Origin of the sequence: Chryseobacterium indologenes (genome assembly GCF_001295265.1) — a bacterium.
In the GTDB taxonomy this organism is placed as follows: domain Bacteria; phylum Bacteroidota; class Bacteroidia; order Flavobacteriales; family Weeksellaceae; genus Chryseobacterium; species Chryseobacterium indologenes_A.
On sequence record NZ_LJOD01000021.1, the window covers coordinates 1 to 15,301 of the forward strand.

21 protein-coding genes are annotated in these 15,301 nt (G+C 39.7%); 10 read left to right on the forward strand and 11 right to left on the reverse strand.

Annotation, left to right across the window (positions count from 1 at the left end; all coding sequences use genetic code 11):
• The 4 genes from AOB46_RS20985 to AOB46_RS21000 form a co-directional block, all read left to right on the forward strand.
• Positions 1-236, forward strand: a 236-nt coding sequence (locus AOB46_RS20985) for a hypothetical protein (protein WP_131724432.1), incomplete at its 5' end; no start/stop codon positions are given.
• 207 nt (positions 237-443) lie between these two features.
• The gene (locus AOB46_RS20990) at positions 444-1,358 is read left to right on the forward strand and encodes a bestrophin family protein (RefSeq protein WP_062703102.1); all 915 of its coding nucleotides are present in this window, start codon (positions 444-446) and stop codon (positions 1,356-1,358) included.
• A gap of 82 nt (positions 1,359-1,440) precedes the next feature.
• Entirely contained in the window at positions 1,441-1,932 is a 492-nt protein-coding gene (locus AOB46_RS20995) for a DUF488 family protein (protein WP_241489254.1), read from the forward strand.
• Positions 1,933-1,991: 59 nt separating this feature from the next.
• Positions 1,992-2,771, forward strand: a complete 780-nt coding sequence (locus AOB46_RS21000; RefSeq protein ID WP_062703106.1) for a hypothetical protein — start codon at positions 1,992-1,994, stop codon at positions 2,769-2,771.
• 104 nt (positions 2,772-2,875) lie between these two features.
• On the opposite strand, the gene AOB46_RS21005 is transcribed toward AOB46_RS21000, so the two are convergent.
• From AOB46_RS21005 to AOB46_RS21020, 4 genes are all read right to left on the reverse strand, one after another.
• Positions 2,876-3,247 carry a VOC family protein gene (locus AOB46_RS21005; RefSeq protein WP_062703108.1) on the reverse strand — a complete coding sequence of 124 codons (372 nt, stop codon included), beginning with the start codon at positions 3,245-3,247 and terminating at the stop codon, positions 2,876-2,878.
• A gap of 134 nt (positions 3,248-3,381) precedes the next feature.
• Positions 3,382-3,900 carry a DinB family protein gene (locus AOB46_RS21010; RefSeq protein WP_062703110.1) on the reverse strand — a complete coding sequence of 173 codons (519 nt, stop codon included), beginning with the start codon at positions 3,898-3,900 and terminating at the stop codon, positions 3,382-3,384.
• A gap of 55 nt (positions 3,901-3,955) precedes the next feature.
• Positions 3,956-5,134 (reverse strand): FAD-dependent oxidoreductase, encoded by a 1,179-nt coding sequence (locus AOB46_RS21015; protein WP_062703112.1) that lies wholly within the window; start codon positions 5,132-5,134, stop codon positions 3,956-3,958.
• 25 nt (positions 5,135-5,159) lie between these two features.
• A complete protein-coding gene (locus AOB46_RS21020) occupies positions 5,160-5,915 on the reverse strand; it encodes a helix-turn-helix domain-containing protein (protein WP_062703114.1) in 756 nt (251 codons plus the stop codon).
• A gap of 174 nt (positions 5,916-6,089) precedes the next feature.
• On the opposite strand from AOB46_RS21020, the gene AOB46_RS21025 reads away from it, so the two are divergent.
• From AOB46_RS21025 to AOB46_RS21040, 4 genes are all read left to right on the forward strand, one after another.
• On the forward strand, positions 6,090-7,232 hold the full coding sequence (locus AOB46_RS21025; RefSeq protein WP_062703116.1) for a tetratricopeptide repeat protein: 1,143 nt from the start codon (positions 6,090-6,092) through the stop codon (positions 7,230-7,232).
• A 173-nt stretch (positions 7,233-7,405) separates the two neighbouring features.
• Positions 7,406-8,128, forward strand: coding sequence for a hypothetical protein (locus AOB46_RS21030; protein ID WP_131724433.1), 723 nt, complete (start codon positions 7,406-7,408; stop codon positions 8,126-8,128).
• 401 nt (positions 8,129-8,529) lie between these two features.
• Positions 8,530-8,892, forward strand: coding sequence for a hypothetical protein (locus AOB46_RS21035; protein WP_062703119.1), 363 nt, complete (start codon positions 8,530-8,532; stop codon positions 8,890-8,892).
• Between the two features lie 22 nt (positions 8,893-8,914).
• Complete coding sequence (locus tag AOB46_RS21040) at positions 8,915-9,850, forward strand: ketopantoate reductase family protein (protein WP_062703121.1); 936 nt, start codon at positions 8,915-8,917, stop codon at positions 9,848-9,850.
• A gap of 101 nt (positions 9,851-9,951) precedes the next feature.
• On the opposite strand, the gene AOB46_RS21045 is transcribed toward AOB46_RS21040, so the two are convergent.
• The 5 genes from AOB46_RS21045 to AOB46_RS21065 form a co-directional block, all read right to left on the reverse strand.
• Positions 9,952-10,302, reverse strand: coding sequence for a 4Fe-4S dicluster domain-containing protein (locus tag AOB46_RS21045; protein WP_062703123.1), 351 nt, complete (start codon positions 10,300-10,302; stop codon positions 9,952-9,954).
• 145 nt (positions 10,303-10,447) lie between these two features.
• The gene (locus tag AOB46_RS21050; RefSeq protein ID WP_062703125.1) at positions 10,448-10,765 is read right to left on the reverse strand and encodes a 2Fe-2S iron-sulfur cluster-binding protein; all 318 of its coding nucleotides are present in this window, start codon (positions 10,763-10,765) and stop codon (positions 10,448-10,450) included.
• 12 nt (positions 10,766-10,777) lie between these two features.
• A complete protein-coding gene (locus tag AOB46_RS21055; protein WP_062703127.1) occupies positions 10,778-11,347 on the reverse strand; it encodes an NADPH-dependent FMN reductase in 570 nt (189 codons plus the stop codon).
• A gap of 6 nt (positions 11,348-11,353) precedes the next feature.
• The gene (locus AOB46_RS21060; RefSeq protein WP_062703129.1) at positions 11,354-11,854 is read right to left on the reverse strand and encodes a DUF2480 family protein; all 501 of its coding nucleotides are present in this window, start codon (positions 11,852-11,854) and stop codon (positions 11,354-11,356) included.
• Positions 11,855-11,879: 25 nt separating this feature from the next.
• Positions 11,880-12,506, reverse strand: a complete 627-nt coding sequence (locus tag AOB46_RS21065; protein WP_062703131.1) for a superoxide dismutase — start codon at positions 12,504-12,506, stop codon at positions 11,880-11,882.
• Positions 12,507-12,700: 194 nt separating this feature from the next.
• Here AOB46_RS21065 and AOB46_RS21070 point away from each other — a divergent pair, with 194 nt between their 5' ends.
• Positions 12,701-13,318 (forward strand): helix-turn-helix transcriptional regulator, encoded by a 618-nt coding sequence (locus AOB46_RS21070; protein WP_062703133.1) that lies wholly within the window; start codon positions 12,701-12,703, stop codon positions 13,316-13,318.
• Between the two features lie 115 nt (positions 13,319-13,433).
• A complete protein-coding gene (locus AOB46_RS21075; RefSeq protein WP_062703135.1) occupies positions 13,434-14,159 on the forward strand; it encodes a sterol desaturase family protein in 726 nt (241 codons plus the stop codon).
• Positions 14,160-14,171: 12 nt separating this feature from the next.
• On the opposite strand, the gene AOB46_RS21080 is transcribed toward AOB46_RS21075, so the two are convergent.
• Positions 14,172-14,459 carry a hypothetical protein gene (locus AOB46_RS21080; protein ID WP_062703137.1) on the reverse strand — a complete coding sequence of 96 codons (288 nt, stop codon included), beginning with the start codon at positions 14,457-14,459 and terminating at the stop codon, positions 14,172-14,174.
• 45 nt (positions 14,460-14,504) lie between these two features.
• On the reverse strand, positions 14,505-15,266 hold the full coding sequence (locus tag AOB46_RS21085; protein WP_062703139.1) for a hypothetical protein: 762 nt from the start codon (positions 15,264-15,266) through the stop codon (positions 14,505-14,507).
• Positions 15,267-15,301 lie beyond the last annotated feature (35 nt).

The window sequence follows — 15,301 nt, forward strand, 5'->3', positions numbered from 1 at the left end:
AAAAAGCATATGCTTATCTGGTGAAATCCATAGAGCCTATTGATAAAAAATTCAATGTTTTCATCAAAGAGCTTCAGCAGATGGGTAAAGAAAAGGCGGTGAAAGAATCTGAAAACGTACAGAAAATAACCCCTTTCTACCAGTATTTATTTGATGTGATGGAGCCTTTTGATTCTACTTATTCTAAAGAAAAAGAAGAGCAGATCACCAAAGCGCTCATCAAAGCAACTCAGTAATTTTTTCAATAAAAAGATCCTGTTTTAGCAGGAGAAGCAGAGCCCTCCGGTCCATGGCCGGGGGCTTTGTATTTTTGTAGGATTTCCGGCTTAAATAACGGAAAGAATTGTCTTATGGGCTTGCATGTTTACCTTTTACAGCTGCGGTATTGAGTAAACCGCCGGAAATCCGTATTATTGTAATGTTTAAGGTATACCACGGGAATTATGATTATAAGAAAAAAAGAACATTGGTTCAGAATGCTTTTTGTATGGCATGGTTCGGTACTTCCGGGATTACTGCCCCGGTTGGGGCTTCTTTTCATTTTATCGTTGATAGTGGTGTATTTTCATGGGACTATTTTGAATTTCAAAGTACCGCTTAATCCGGCTCCGCTTACCCTGTTTGGTTTTGTGCTGGCTCTTTTCCTGGGATTCCGGAATAATGCAAGCTATGAAAGATTCTGGGAGGGAAGGAAGCTTTGGGGAGCTTTACTTAATATTGCAAGAGCACTGACACGCCAGGCACTCACATTAGGAAAAAAGGCAGAACCGGCTGCTGTTGATGACTTTCTGAATATACTCAGCTCCTTTTTATATGCACTGAAACATCAGCTGAGAGGCACTGATCCACATGAAGACCTGCAAAAAAGACTTCATCCTCAACAGCTGAAGATTGTTGAAAATGCAAAGTATAAACCGGCTATTCTGCTGAGGTTACTGGCAGAATGGGTGGAAAAAGCCAGAGCGGAAGGGAGAATAGACTCTATTCAGCAGGGGCGGTTTGATGAAAATTTTGACCGGTTAGCAGATGTTGTGGGCGGATGTGAAAGGATTTTGTCTACACCTATTCCATACAGTTATCGCGTACTGCTTCACCGTACCGTCTATATTTACTGTTTTCTTTTGCCTTTTGGCCTGGTAGACAGCTTAGGGTGGTTTACACCGCTTATCGTTGTATTTATAGCGTATACTTTTGTTGCTTTTGAAGCCATTGCGGATGAGATTGAAGAACCTTTCGGAACCGAAGACAACGATCTGGCACTAAACAGTATGTGTGAGATGATCGAAAGTACCATGCATGAACTCGCCGGAAAACATCTTGAAGCAGTCTCCAGACCTGTAAATAATATTATCAACTAAATGACGACGCTGTTGTCGTGTATTCGGGATGCAGTCGCAAAAACCTCAAATCATATACACTATAGGCCATTCTACCCGGAGTATGGACGATTTTCTTGGCCTGCTGAAAGAGTTCGGAATTGAAGTGCTGGCAGATATAAGAAGATTTCCCGGCTCACGGAAATATCCCTGGTTTAATAAAGAAAATCTGGAAAAAGATCTTCGGGAAAATAATATCATTTATATTCATATGGAAAGTCTTGGCGGGAGGCGGAAAGTACAGGCGGATTCACAGAATGACCGATGGAAGAACGACTCTTTCAGAGGTTATGCAGACTATATGGAAACCGGTGAATTTAAGAACGCAGTGAAGAAATTAGAAGAAACAGCATCAGAAAAAACTACGGCGTATATGTGCTCGGAAGCCGTATGGTGGAGCTGCCACCGGTCTATGGTTTCTGATTATCTGAAAGCCGCAGGATGGAAAGTTCTTCACATAATGAATCAAGGAAAAGCAGAAGAACATCCTTATACTTCGGCAGCCCGTATTGTGGACGGGCAGGTCTGTTATTCGGATGAAAATTTATTCAGCTAAACCATAAAACACCGCTAATGAAAACAGAAAATTAAACGTGAAATACACAATATTAGATAATGAAAAAAAGAGTACTTACATTCATCCTTTTTGCTGTTTTTTTGCAGTCCTGTTTCAACAAAAAGGAAGAGCAAACAGTTACCAAGACAGCTTCTGAAACCAAAGGCTCCGATATTATTCAAAAAAAAGAACCTTCAGTAAAAGATATTCAATACGGTGTTGAAGTTGAAAAAATAGATTCAATACAGTTTTACACCGCAGAAAGAAAAGCAGGAAGCCGGCAGGAGAAAATAACGAAAATCGAGAATTTTGATGAAGCCCGGAAATTGTTGAAAGGCGTTGTGGAGTTTTCTGAAAAAAATGAATACGGCGAAAATCAGGCTGTAAAAAAGATCCGCTTCAGAAACGGAAAAGTATTTCAGAACGAAAGTGATTTTGACGGTGAATTTTTTATTGCCTACTTTCCTGAAGAAGATATACTGCTGTGCGAAGGCGGCCATACAACCGACATAAGCTTTAATCTGAAAAACGGCCAGAAAACGGAAGATACCGGAAACCCTGATATGATCGTAACTTCACCCGGGAAGACATTCAGACTGAATGGTCATTTCGGAGGGCAGGAATGCAGTTTCTATTTTATCCAGCGTAAAATCAACAATGAATATGTAAAGATTATACAGCTGGATGAAGAGTTCGAGAAACAGACCCAAACCTGGCTATGCATGATGGGAAAATCTTTCTGGGCAGACGAAGCAACACTTTATCTTACAGAAGGGAGCGATTATAGAGAAAATGGCATTAAAAAACGATATTATAAAATCAGGATTATTGAGAAATAAAATAGTACAGGATCAATGATCTGAGTTATAAAATGCTGAAACTCTTTATGTAAATTTTCGGCGGGCCGAAGGCCCGCCGAAAATTATATTATCTGCATACAATATTAATCAATCGGTTCCCACAGCTGAATTTTGTTGCCCTCAAGATCTAAAATATGAATGAATTTTCCATAATCATAAGTGGCAATTTCATCCAGGATCGTCACATTTTCTTTTTTCAGATCTTCTACCAGGGTTTCAAGATTTTCTACCCTGTAATTAATCATAAAGTCTTTTTCAGAGGGTTCAAAATACTTTGTATTCTCAGCAAAAGGGGCCCATTGGGTAAGTCCTTTTTTGCCATCAGTCTGAAGCCATTCAAAGCTGGTTCCGTAAGGACTGGTTTCAAGTCCGAGGTGGGTTTTATACCATTCGTTCATGGCATTTGGATCTTTAGATTTGAAGAGGATCCCTCCAATTCCGGTTACTTTTTTCATGTATTATTTTTTTATCGTTAGGGGTGTTCGGCAGAAGCTGAGACAGGCTTCAAATATAAGTAAAAACAGGAAACGCTGTATTGCATTTTGATTTCAAAGAATTTTTTCACAGACATTTATATGTTCCAGAGCTCTTATCCGTTTGAAGGAGTAGGCTTTACACTCATTTCCTGAACTTCCTCTGCCGAAAAACCATAAATCTGAGGTGTTTTTACATCCAGTAAATTAAGGTAAATATATAATTCACCCCTGTGATGGATTTCATGTTCAGTCATAGCCCGAAGCCATTTCCATATTGATATTTCACTGCCTGCGGGGGTGAGACAGCGCCGGTTAAGATCTTCGTCAGAAAGTCCATTAAGAATTCCCATCATCTGCCGGTGCATTTCATTAAAATATTTTACCGTATCATCATAGCCGTCAGCAAGTTCTTTACCACACCCCTGATAAGCGCTTTTTCTTCCGGAAATAGTTTCTCCGTACATATTCCGTTCAATAGCGGCAATATGCCTGATCTGGTCTCCAATGGTAAACTTTCCGGGTTTATAGGAAAAATCAATATGCTCGGGAGGAATCACTTCAATAAGCCTTATCGTCCGGGCTCTTATTTTCTCATAATAATCAATAAATGCTGCTGCAGATCTTATTTCCATGATCAGTTTTTTGTAGGGTTAAAGTATGGAAAAATAAAAAATATACAAAGGAATATTAATCGTTTTCATTACCCTGATGTCCGTTAAAAAATGCAAGCATTGTTTCCAGAGCTTTTTCTGCATGCATTCGTTCACCATTTTCAAGAGATTCCTGTATGGCTTTGGTGGCGCGTTTCCGCATTTGGCTTTCATACAGGGCAATGGCTTCTTCCATTGAGTGGCAGTTGTCGTTGGTAAGGTATTTACTGAGTTCCAGGGCGTCAAGCATTGCCATATTGGCACCTTCTCCTGCAAATGGAGGCATCACATGGGCGGCATCACCAATTAACGTTAAATTAGAACGGGTTTTCCAGCCTTGTGCTAAAGGCATGTAATAGATTGGGCGGGGAATAAAAGGAGATTCAGCATTCTCAAAAAGTTCATCCCAGATGTTATTCCATTCAGAATATTCTTTTTTATACCAATTCAGGATCTGTGGCTGATCAGAAAAATCAAGGCCGCTGGCTGAAGCCCAGTTTTCATCCGCTCTGAAGCTTGCATAAAACCCAAGGTTACCGTTTCCTTTCTGTCCAAGCAGTAAATTCCGATTATTTCCGAAGGCCATAATTTTTCCGCCTTTAAGAAAAGCTGTAATGGCAGGAGCTGTTTTTTCGGCCTGAAGAATATTTCCTTCAAGCATGGTAATTCCTGAATAGGCAGGCTCAATATCAGTGAGATAGGGGCGGACCTTAGAGTTGGCACCGTCTGCGGCAACAACGAGATCTGCATAAGCTGATGAACCGTTTTTAAAATACAGCATCCAGCCCTCACCGTGTCTCTCCATAGAAATAAAATGGCTGTCCCAGACTACGGTTTCCGGATGAAGAGATTTAAGCAGCATATTTCTTAACGGGCCACGGTCAATCTCCGGTCTGAAATGGGCATTCCCGAAATCCTCATCCGGTTTGCTCTCATGGTCGCTGTAGAATATTTCAGCTTGGTTGTTGACAATCAGGGTTTTGTCTGCTCCGGGACGGAAATTTTCTTTGAACTCTTCCAGAAGTCCTGCCCCGCGCAAGGCCGCCATTCCGGATTCTTCATGCATATCCAGAGGTGATCCCTGTACACGGGCCTTGCTGTTAAAATCTCTTTCGTATACTTTTACATCTGCATTTTTAAGCTGTAATAGTCTGGCCAGCGTAAGACCGCCGGGTCCCCCGCCAATGATAGCTATTGATTTATTTTTTATAAGCATCTTGATTGAATTTACAGATGCAAAGTTATTTTTGTTTTAAAACAGATAATAGTATAAATCGGTCGTCTTTATTTTTTGCCAGTTCTTTGGGAATCACCCCGGAAAATTTTTTGATTTCCTTAATGAAATGGGTCTGATCCGTAAAATTAAGCTCCGGGAAAAGCTTTCCTTCCGCAATATGTTCCAGAGAAGCCCGGAAACGTAGAATCGTAGAATATGATTTTAATGAAAGCCCGAACTGCTTATTGAAATAACGGTTGATCTGACGGCTGCTCCACGAAACTTTTTCAGAAAGTTCCATGACGTTGATCTCACCTTTTGAAGCATAAATGAATTCAAACAGAAGACGTTTTCTTGAATCTGTTTTTTCAGGAATCAATTCTTTTATAGTGTGGGAAATATAGTGGTAAAATGTTTCAAAATCATTCATGAGATCTTTTGTGAAGTTCCAGAAATCAATAGGAAGCTCTTTTGCCGTATTTAAAATATCCGCAATGGAAGTCCGCAGAATATATTCGGCTCCCAACGGCCGGAAGCTGACTACAAATGCCAGGGTATGAGGAGGAATGACCCTTTGTTCAGGAGCAGTTTCCAGCCCTATCAGCAGAATATGAAAGGATTCCGGCCCGGATTGTAAAAAAAACAGATCAACCCTTCCATCCGGAATAACCACCACTTCTTTAGGCTTATCCGATGGATTATGAAACATTCCTATGCTTTCAACAAAAATATCAAGGGAAGGGTCAGGAGAGAGAAATCTGCAATAAAACTCAGGGTTCATATTAGCCGGAATATATGATGGTGAATTTACAAAAAATGCTTAATTAAAACCTGAAACACTATATAATTGCTATTTTTTATTTCAAATGATGAAAAATATCCATGTGGTGAATTATACGGCTTAAAATTTGGAAAATCCGTAAATAACTGATATTTTAGTCAAAAATGACTAACCATGAAGAAATGGATTTCGATGTTTATTATTGTATTAGGGTTCAATACAATAAGTGCTCAGGCTGTAAATGTAGATAAAGAAAAACTGCTTGAATATTATGAGAACCAACGTTATGCTGATGCCGCACGATATCTGGAAAGCATTTATCCGCAGGACACTAAAGATGTAAAAGCACTTACTCAGATAGCCTATTGCAATATGATGGCAGGAAAACTTCCGGAAGCAGAAAAAAATTATATGAAAGCCAATACGGCAGAACCCAATAACCTTTCTGTTTTATTCAGCCTGGCGAATATCAACTCGCGCCGGGGAAATGCAGGGAAAGCTAAAGCCTATCTCACGCAGATCATGCAGCTGGACAGCCTTAATTTCAGTGCCTGTAAACAGCTGGCCGTTTATGCGGAAACGGCTGAAGCCAGGCTCAGCTACCTTAAGAAAGCAAACCGTCTGAACACTACTGATCCGGATGTTGCTTATGATCTCTCCATGGCCTATAAAGAACTGAAACAATATCAGCCTGCTTACGATGTTCTGAAAATAGCTATTGCAGCAGATACAGAGAATTTTACCCTGCAGCAGGCACAGCTTCCGGTAGCTAACCTTCTTGGAAAATATCAGGAAGTAATTGATACGGGAAAAAAGCTGATGAAAAATAATACGGACGCCAATGTGATTAATGAAATGGGGCAGGCTTATTTTTATTTAAAAGACTACCAGACCTGTGCCTCTCTTTTTAAAACCCTGGAAGATATGGGGATTCAGAATGAGGGTACCCTGTATTTTATGGCTTTAAGCTACCGGGAACTGAAAAATTATGATCTTGCAGCAACTTATGCTAAGAAAACCATTGAAGAAGGAATATCAAAACATACAGCCCTTTATTATACGGTGCTTGGAGGTATTTATGAAGCAAAAAACCAGTTTCCTGATGCAGTGACCGCCTATAAAAGAGGACTTACTTTTGATAGCAGCAATACGATTAATTACCGCTTGGGACTGCTTTATGATCTGAGTATGAAGCAGACTAAAAATGCTTTATCTTATTATAATCTATACCTTAAAAGCAAACCGGATCCGGAGAAAGAAAAAGATCAGATTGGCTATGCAAAAGCGAGAATTGCTGTGCTTACTACCTCAAAATAACAATTTCCTGTTTTAATACTTATGCAGATTTTCACCCCATGCTACCGCACTAACCTTTTAATGTGGCAGATAATAACACAAAACCCTGATGTTTTATCTGTAATGTGGTCACAATCCAGGAAAAATGGAATATTAAAATAAAAAACCTGTCAAACACAGACACTAAAAGAAGAATGAATAAAAATACCCGTTCTTTCCCGGTCTATGCCGCTGCCGACAAAACAGTTACATGGATGACGCGCATATTGTCATTGATTGGGCTTGCCGTTTTATTTTTATTAGTTCTCTTATTACCGGTAGCTTTTGCTGTTGATGATGGGTATAGGGTCTCATACAGCAGGAGTCCGGTGAATGCAGTGATATTTATTACACTCTATGAACTGTGCTTCTTCTTTCTTTGCCGATGGTTGGTAAAATGCTGGAAACGGGACCAGAATAAAGCAATTGTAAAAATGTGGATAGATGAGAAAGGACTGTACCGTCAGCAAAAAGATGGCCATATCCTTTCCATTTTATACAGCCGGCTGCGTTCTGTTCCGAAAGAAGGCAGATATGATGTTTATACTCAACAGGTCGGGACCGGAAAATATTCCAGAACCGCGCTGATGGTTAAGTACAGAGACGAAACAGGCGTTGTGAAGCCTGTAGAAGCCGAATTTATGATGAATATCTGGCATGCTTTCTATCCTGCTAATTCCATGGAACTGAGAGCCGCCTTTTTTCAGAATATAGCAGACTGTAAAGAAATAAGAATAAATCCTGAAGTATACAGACATTACCATATAAATCCTGTTACCTTTGAGTTTGATGCAAAAAAATACTGGATACAATGGACCCTGGTTTCTCTTGTGGTAATTTCCGTATTCATCGTTATTTTATTGTTGATAAAGGATTAAAAGTTATTGAAACTGCATATTCAACTTGATTTTAAATACATGAAAAAGCGTGTTATAAAATTTTTCATCATCAGTTTGGCCGTACCGTAGGGAATTGTTTATTAGTCTGGTCTTACTGACAGCAGCTTTTCCAAGTTTATCCTTCCGGAAATACAGGATCTTATTTTTTAATTCTTTAAAATATTTTGTTTTTTGAGTGCTGTCATTTTGCAGGCAGGTATTTGAGGCTACTGGAGCGCTCTTTTCCTCAGAACAGATGGAAAAAGGATTATGAGAACAGAAAACGAAGCGGAATTCTTTAGAGTATTCATAAAATTCCGATATTCAAAGGTTTTTGCGCTACACAGCCATTAAAAGTATTATATTGGCGGAATAAAAACAATAAACCAGATTCTCTTCCTATGAGTTATAATATCCAGCTTTTCAGATCAGAAACAAAAGAAAAAGAACAGACCGCTAATGACGAGAGTTTTTTTGACCGTGAAGACAACCTTATACCATTTGAAAAACAGCAGATTTCTGATTTAAAAGAACGCCTTTTGAGTTACAGGTATGAGCTGGTCAGAGAAGATGATTCGGGACTTCACTTCAGCCATCCTGATGAGGATTTTGGAAATGTATTGCTTTCAGGAAGAGGACTGTATTTCAGGGCCGGGCTCAGCGAAAGTTCTATTTTTGAAGTCGGAATGACAGCTTCAGAATTTACCGATACCGGAGAATTTGCAAAATACGATCCGCAGCAGGAAGGCTGGGAAGAATTTTAACTATTTTGTTGAAAATAAAACTATGAATAAAAAGCATATCGTTATAATTGGCCTCGGTGGTGTAGGCGGATATTTCGGATTTAAAATTAATCAGTTTAATGAGGCTTCAAAGCTGTATAAAATAACCTTTACAGCCAGAGGCGAAACCTATGAAAAAGTAAAAAAGGACGGTCTTGTTCTGCTGTCTCCGGAACATTCGGTAGATCATACTTTTCCTGATGCCGTTGAACAGCAGATCAGCAGCATTAAAGATCCGGATCTTATTCTGATTTGCGTCAAAGAATACGACCTGGAAAATGTCTGCACACAGCTGAAGCAGATCATCCATAAAAATACAGTACTGCTTCCCATGATGAATGGAGCCGATATTTATGATAGAATCAGAACAATTATTCCGGATAATGTTATTCTTCCCACCTGTCTCTACGTAGCTTCCCATATTAAGCAAAAAGGAATCGTAGAACATAAAGGGAAAGCCGGAAAAATAATCATGGGCAGAGACCCGCAGCATTTTTCAGCAGATATAGACTGGATCACTGAGCTGATGAAAGAAAGTAAAATTGATATCGATTTCAAAGATGATTCATTAACCGATATCTGGACCAAGTTTATCTTCATTGCAAGCTTCGGACCGGTAACCGCAAAATACAATTCATCTATCGGAACTGTATGTACAGATGCCCAGCAGAAGCATGAAGCAACGGAAATAATGAAAGAAATTAAGCAGATAGCCGGTGAAAAACAAATCCGCCTTTCCGGAGATATTATAGAGAAAACCTTTGAAAAAGCTTCTGCGTTTCCTTTTGAAACACCCACATCCCTGCAGCTGGATATTCATTCCGGAAAGAAAGATAACGAACTGGAATTATTTGCCGGAGCTATTTTAAAATACGGTAAGGAATTGGATATGGAAACGCCTTTCACCGAAAAGGTCTACAATGAGTTAAAAGGAAAATAATTATATCAATAAAGGCGATTTTGAGTCGCCTTTATTAATGCAATAGAAATTTAAATATAGGTTTTATTTTGACTTTTGTATATTCTCCGGGTTAATAAAAATTAAGCTCCATGCATGAATTTCTGCCGGTCTAATAATACTTCATCGGTTTCACGATGGTCCGGATCATCAATACAGCAGTCTACCGGACACACCGTTTTACATTGAGGCTCCTCATGAAAACCTTTACATTCCGTACATTTTCCGGGAACAATATAATAGACCTCATCAGAATAGGCTTGCTGGTACGCCCCTGCATCAGCTTCCGTTCCGTCCGGAAAAACAATCTTTCCCGAAAGCTTGGTTTTATCCTGCCAGCGCCAGTCAATAGCCCCTTCATAAATAGCTGAATTGGGACATTCCGGCTCACAGGCACCGCAGTTAATGCAGTCGTCGGTTATAATAATAGCCATGTTTTTAGTTGGTTTTAATAATTTTTAAAAAGGGATTTCCCAAACAGCATACACCGTAAGAAATCCCAGTCTAAACTTAAGTAAATAAACTCCGGCATCAACCGGAAACGTTGAAAAAATAAGCTGCAACGGCAGTTGTTCTTTTTTATTCTGCAATTTCTATGGAAAGCCCGTCCATTGCCGCGGTAAGCAGGATCTGGCAGGCTAATCTGCTGGAAGAATTTGTTGTAAACAGCTCAGACAAAAGAGCCTCTTCCATATCGCTTTTTTCCGGAAGTACAGATGTTTCGCTGAGAATATAGCAGTGACACGTAGCACACATGGCCATTCCTCCGCACATAGCTTCCATGGGCAATTCATAAGCTTTGCACAGATCTTTAAGACTAAGTCCCATTTCCAGAGGACAGACCAGCTGGTGGATATTTCCTTCCTGATCCTTTACCGTAATTGTAATTTCATCCATTCTTCAGAATAATTATTGATAAACCTGAGGTATTTTTTCTATCCTTTTTGTGGTGGCAATGCTGATGAGCTTCTCAAATTTATCCGAATATAAAGATGAGATCTTTGCCGGATCTTCCGGATCATATAAACCCGCACGGATAACAGGAACACTGAACGGTAACGGCCATGCACGGAGCGATTTGGCGATCACATCCATGGTATTAATGCCCTGCATCGCCTGCAGTCCGTCTGCCCAGCACACCAATCCGACTGTTTTATCGGTAAGGTAGGGCTGATAATGCCCGGAAGTAACTTCCAGCCAGTCCAGGCAGTTCTTCATCACTCCCGGAATGCTTCCGTGATACAGAGGAGCCAGCCAGAAATGAATATCAGCCTCCAGGAATAACTGTGTCATCCGTTCTACAGCTAAAGGGGTTTTACCAAGCGTAACATCAAACAGAGGAATACCGGATTCTGCCAGGGTGAAAATTTCGGTCTCTATTCCTGATTTGTCCAGCCTTTCTTTGAAAAACTGTGAAATCCGGCCTGAAGCAGATTCCGTTCTTCTTTCCAGGGATCCGTTGAATATAATAGCTTTCATTCTGATTTAATTTTTAAAAATGACTTTAGGCATGCCTATTTCTCCATACATAAGACTTTTAACTATGGGCTTCAGAAGCCCGGCTGCCAGTAAATAAAGGGCCGGATCATGATCTGCACGAGCCCTTACAACAACTTTCTGATCTTTATAATGCTTCAGATCTGCATACAAGAGACGGCGTTTCCAGAGATCCAGTAAAACCGTTTCAGCATTATTCAGGTCTGCATAAATAGCATAAGGAGATAACTTTTCCATGATCAGCATATAAACCCAGGGTGGAATGATGGCATCCGTAGAACAGACAATTCCCACGGCTTTTTCGTTGTATACAGAAAAATCCACGGCAGCAATAGATTCCTTAAACTCTTTCTCCTTCACAATCATTCCCATAAAAAGATGATCTTTAATATCCAGTTCTACAATTTCTATGGAAGGTTTATAATCCAAAAGATCAAGAGCGATAATGCCCGAAGCTTCTGCTTTATTAATGAAATTTTTCTGATTCATGACTCTCTTTTTAACCTGAAACAAATTATCTGATTTTGTTGAGTACTTCGTTGTACTTTTTTTCAACAGCAGCCCAATCCAGTACAGACCAGAAAGAGTCAAGATAATCGGCTCTTTTATTCTGATAAGCCAGATAATAAGCGTGTTCCCAGACATCAATTCCTACAATTGGAAAGCCCCTGTTAACCAATTGCACATCCATCATCGGATTATCCTGGTTAGGAGTGGAGGCTACAGCCAGCGAACCGTTGAACTTTACAAACAGCCATACCCATCCCGAACCGAACTGTCCAAGTCCTGCTTTTTTCATTTCTGCTTTTAAATCTTCAAGACTTCCAAAAGTTGAATCAATAGCTTCAGCAAGTTTCCCTTCTGGCCTCAATTGAGGATTAGGAGACAGAATTTCCCAGAATAACGAGTGGTTATAGTGCCCGCCGCCGTTATTTCTTACAGCCGGACCATATTCACTTACCCTTTGTAAAATAGAATCAAGGTCTGTGGAGGTTTCCTCTGCTTTTTCCAGAGCCGCATTCAGATTATCTATATAAGCCTGGTGATGGCGCTGGTGATGAATGGTCATCGTTTCTTTATCTATAAAAGGTTCCAGGGCATCATAGGAGTAAGTCAGTTGCGGTAGTGTAAATGAGTTCATAATAGTATCGTTTTTGATTAATACAGCTCAAAGGTAATACTATATTTTAATAAAACAACTATTTTGTTGTTTTATTAAACCTGTATGTTAACTAAATAATATGCTGATAATTAAATATTTGTCATGTAAAGTTAAAGGTTATAGAAAATACCTATATTTGTTGTTGAAAAATAAAACAACTAAAATATTGTCAAATGAAGAAGCCGGCTGCCGATCGCATTCTGATGTTTTTAAAAATGAGAGGTGAAGCTACCGCACTGCTGATCTCGGAAGAGCTGTCCATCACCAAAGAAGGGGCAAGGAAGCATTTGCTGAACCTGGCTCAGGAAGGTTTTATTATACCTTTTGTAAAAAGTGAAGGAGTAGGGCGCCCGTCTACTTATTATCGGCTGACGGAAAAAGGGTTTTCCCGGTTTCCGGATGCCCATGCCGATGTTACTGTACAGATTCTTCGGTCGGTTAAAAATCTCCTGGGCGAAAATGCATTGGAACTATTGATTAACGACAGAGAAAAAAACACCTATCAGCGGTACGAAAAATCATTAGCAGATGCAGGATCATTGGAGCAGCGTCTGGATATCCTTGTTAAAATCCGTAGTGAAGAAGGATATATGGCAGAATGGAAAAAAAAGGACGGAGAATATTTTCTGATTGAAAATCATTGTCCGATTTGTGCCGCTGCCACTGAATGCCAGGGGTTCTGCCGTGCTGAATTGTCTAATTTCCGAAATCTGATCGGTGAAGATTACCAGATGGAAAGAGTGGGTCATATCCTTTCAGGCGGACAGCGGTGTGTATATAAGATCTCTTGATTGAATGCGGGCTTGTTGAAATAATCCCGACTTTTATTCAATCATAGCCATGGAGTTGTATTTTGGTTTATGATGAAAATTCATACATTTACCTAAAGTTGACAGATGATATCGTATGGAGATGAGCGGATTTGAACTTTCTGAGACGTTAAAAATATTCTGGCAGTTTTCATGGATGCAATGGATTCTGTTTAGTTTAACAGTCAATATTTTTCTGTATTTGTTTTCTATAGGATTGTATTGGTTTATTGATAAAACCTGCCGTAAAGGGAAATTACAGCCGCAGGATCATCCCGTGAGCAGGTCAGATGTTTATCTCAGCTTTCTTACAATAGGCTGTAACAGCTTTGTGATGATATTGGGCGTTTTTTTATGGAAGAACGGATGGGTTATTCTAAGCCTGGATCAATCCGTGATTGCTGTCATTGCAGAAGTTATTGCCTTACTGCTTCTGATGGATCTTCTGATGTATGTCTTTCACTATGCAGCCCATATCCCTTTTGTATACAGGATTTTACACAGAAAACATCATGAGCATACAAGCATCAATTTTCTTAGTCTCTTTGTATTGCATCCTTTAGAGACTATTGGATTTGGAGTAATGATGTTAATTCTACTGATGATGTACAATTTTTCGGCTGTGGCAGTCGCAGTTTATCTGATGATTAACCTCGTTTGGGGAACGATCGGACACCTGAACCGGGAGTTTTTTCCGCCAAAAATGGACCATTTTTTTATAGGAACAACCCGGTTTCACCATCAGCATCACACAGACGAAAGTAAAAACTTCGGGTTTTATACCTCTGTCTGGGACAGGATATTCGGAACCTATAAGCCCTGATTAATTGAAGGTTTACAATTCCGCTTCTGTATTGAATTCTTTTGCTTCATCCCAACAGGAAACACAGACAATTTTAAAATCGCATCCGGTGAACCAGTTTTCGCGGTCTTCTTCCGTTTCAGTAAGATCCCAGGCATCTTCACACTGATTGCACCATGCATCAGGACGTCCCATATCTCCTTCATCATGCTCATGAAACCCGGACGGTTTATTATTGAACAGGCTTTGTGCCAGGTGAGTGCATAGCAAACCCATTTCCTGTTTTCCATGCGTTGAGCATTCTACATATTTTTGTTCCATCTTTCTTAATTGAAAATTGAAGTATTGTTATTCGTGTATAATCATTTAGGTATATTCAAAACAGATTACAGCTTTCCGGAGATCGCGGTCATAGAAAAGATAGATATGATCTGCCGAGCTCTGCTGGAAATCATACCCTTCAATGCAGCCGATATAGTCTAATGGCTTTCCGTTGTGAGCCGGTTTGCTTATCAGGTTACAGCCATCAAAATTACAGTCTTCAAGAATCTTTTTCTCAGAATTCAGTTCATCAAAAATGCCATGTATTTTAGCAGCATTCCGTTCTTCCATATACTCAGAATTTTCATCCTTTTCAAGGTCTTCCGGTGTAAGCAGGCGAAGTCTCTCAAGCCTTCTGATATCGTTTACAGTAAGCCCTGATCTGTAAGCATATTTATCATAGAGTTGGCGGTGTTTATTGAAATAAGCTTTTTTCAGCTGATACATCGCATCATTCATATTGTATTCAATTTCAACATCAGAAAACTCCTCGTGATACTGGTCCGGAGCAATTTCTGTGGACACTTTGAAATAGTTCCAGTCCGCATCAAATCTGTATTTTCCCTCAATAACATCAAAACCAAGCATATCAGCCTGAGTAAACGGAGTATAGAATGCAGTACTGTCTTCTCCAACACAACCGTCATAGATTTCTTTCACAGAAACCACATGGAGCCATTCATTCTGAGAAGCATCAATCAGTTTAAGATTAAAAGAGCAGATAGGCAGAAAGTACTTTTTATGATTTTCTATATCATCATGAAATACATCTTCATAGTCCGGAAAGATTTTCACAAGTTCATTCATAGAAATAAGATAATGACGTTTTTTAGGCTCCCGAA

What these genes read in the sequence shown, in the direction of transcription:
- AOB46_RS21045 (WP_062703123.1), bottom strand. Translation starts at nt 10,302, where the DNA reads ATGGCTATTATTATAACCGACGACTGCATTAACTGCGGTGCCTGTGAG.
- AOB46_RS21075 (WP_062703135.1), top strand. Translation starts at nt 13,434, where the DNA reads ATGGAGATGAGCGGATTTGAACTTTCTGAGACGTTAAAAATATTCTGG.
- AOB46_RS21080 (WP_062703137.1), bottom strand. Translation starts at nt 14,459, where the DNA reads ATGGAACAAAAATATGTAGAATGCTCAACGCATGGAAAACAGGAAATG.
- AOB46_RS21025 (WP_062703116.1), top strand. Translation starts at nt 6,090, where the DNA reads ATGAAGAAATGGATTTCGATGTTTATTATTGTATTAGGGTTCAATACA.
- AOB46_RS21020 (WP_062703114.1), bottom strand. Translation starts at nt 5,915, where the DNA reads ATGAACCCTGAGTTTTATTGCAGATTTCTCTCTCCTGACCCTTCCCTT.
- AOB46_RS21010 (WP_062703110.1), bottom strand. Translation starts at nt 3,900, where the DNA reads ATGGAAATAAGATCTGCAGCAGCATTTATTGATTATTATGAGAAAATA.
- AOB46_RS21085 (WP_062703139.1), bottom strand. Translation starts at nt 15,266, where the DNA reads ATGAATGAACTTGTGAAAATCTTTCCGGACTATGAAGATGTATTTCAT.
- AOB46_RS21000 (WP_062703106.1), top strand. Translation starts at nt 1,992, where the DNA reads ATGAAAAAAAGAGTACTTACATTCATCCTTTTTGCTGTTTTTTTGCAG.
- AOB46_RS21070 (WP_062703133.1), top strand. Translation starts at nt 12,701, where the DNA reads ATGAAGAAGCCGGCTGCCGATCGCATTCTGATGTTTTTAAAAATGAGA.
- AOB46_RS21035 (WP_062703119.1), top strand. Translation starts at nt 8,530, where the DNA reads ATGAGTTATAATATCCAGCTTTTCAGATCAGAAACAAAAGAAAAAGAA.
- AOB46_RS20995 (WP_241489254.1), top strand. Translation starts at nt 1,441, where the DNA reads ATGGACGATTTTCTTGGCCTGCTGAAAGAGTTCGGAATTGAAGTGCTG.
- AOB46_RS20990 (WP_062703102.1), top strand. Translation starts at nt 444, where the DNA reads ATGATTATAAGAAAAAAAGAACATTGGTTCAGAATGCTTTTTGTATGG.
- AOB46_RS21060 (WP_062703129.1), bottom strand. Translation starts at nt 11,854, where the DNA reads ATGAATCAGAAAAATTTCATTAATAAAGCAGAAGCTTCGGGCATTATC.
- AOB46_RS21015 (WP_062703112.1), bottom strand. Translation starts at nt 5,134, where the DNA reads ATGCTTATAAAAAATAAATCAATAGCTATCATTGGCGGGGGACCCGGC.
- AOB46_RS21065 (WP_062703131.1), bottom strand. Translation starts at nt 12,506, where the DNA reads ATGAACTCATTTACACTACCGCAACTGACTTACTCCTATGATGCCCTG.
- AOB46_RS21050 (WP_062703125.1), bottom strand. Translation starts at nt 10,765, where the DNA reads ATGGATGAAATTACAATTACGGTAAAGGATCAGGAAGGAAATATCCAC.
- AOB46_RS21055 (WP_062703127.1), bottom strand. Translation starts at nt 11,347, where the DNA reads ATGAAAGCTATTATATTCAACGGATCCCTGGAAAGAAGAACGGAATCT.
- AOB46_RS21030 (WP_131724433.1), top strand. Translation starts at nt 7,406, where the DNA reads ATGAATAAAAATACCCGTTCTTTCCCGGTCTATGCCGCTGCCGACAAA.
- AOB46_RS21040 (WP_062703121.1), top strand. Translation starts at nt 8,915, where the DNA reads ATGAATAAAAAGCATATCGTTATAATTGGCCTCGGTGGTGTAGGCGGA.
- AOB46_RS21005 (WP_062703108.1), bottom strand. Translation starts at nt 3,247, where the DNA reads ATGAAAAAAGTAACCGGAATTGGAGGGATCCTCTTCAAATCTAAAGAT.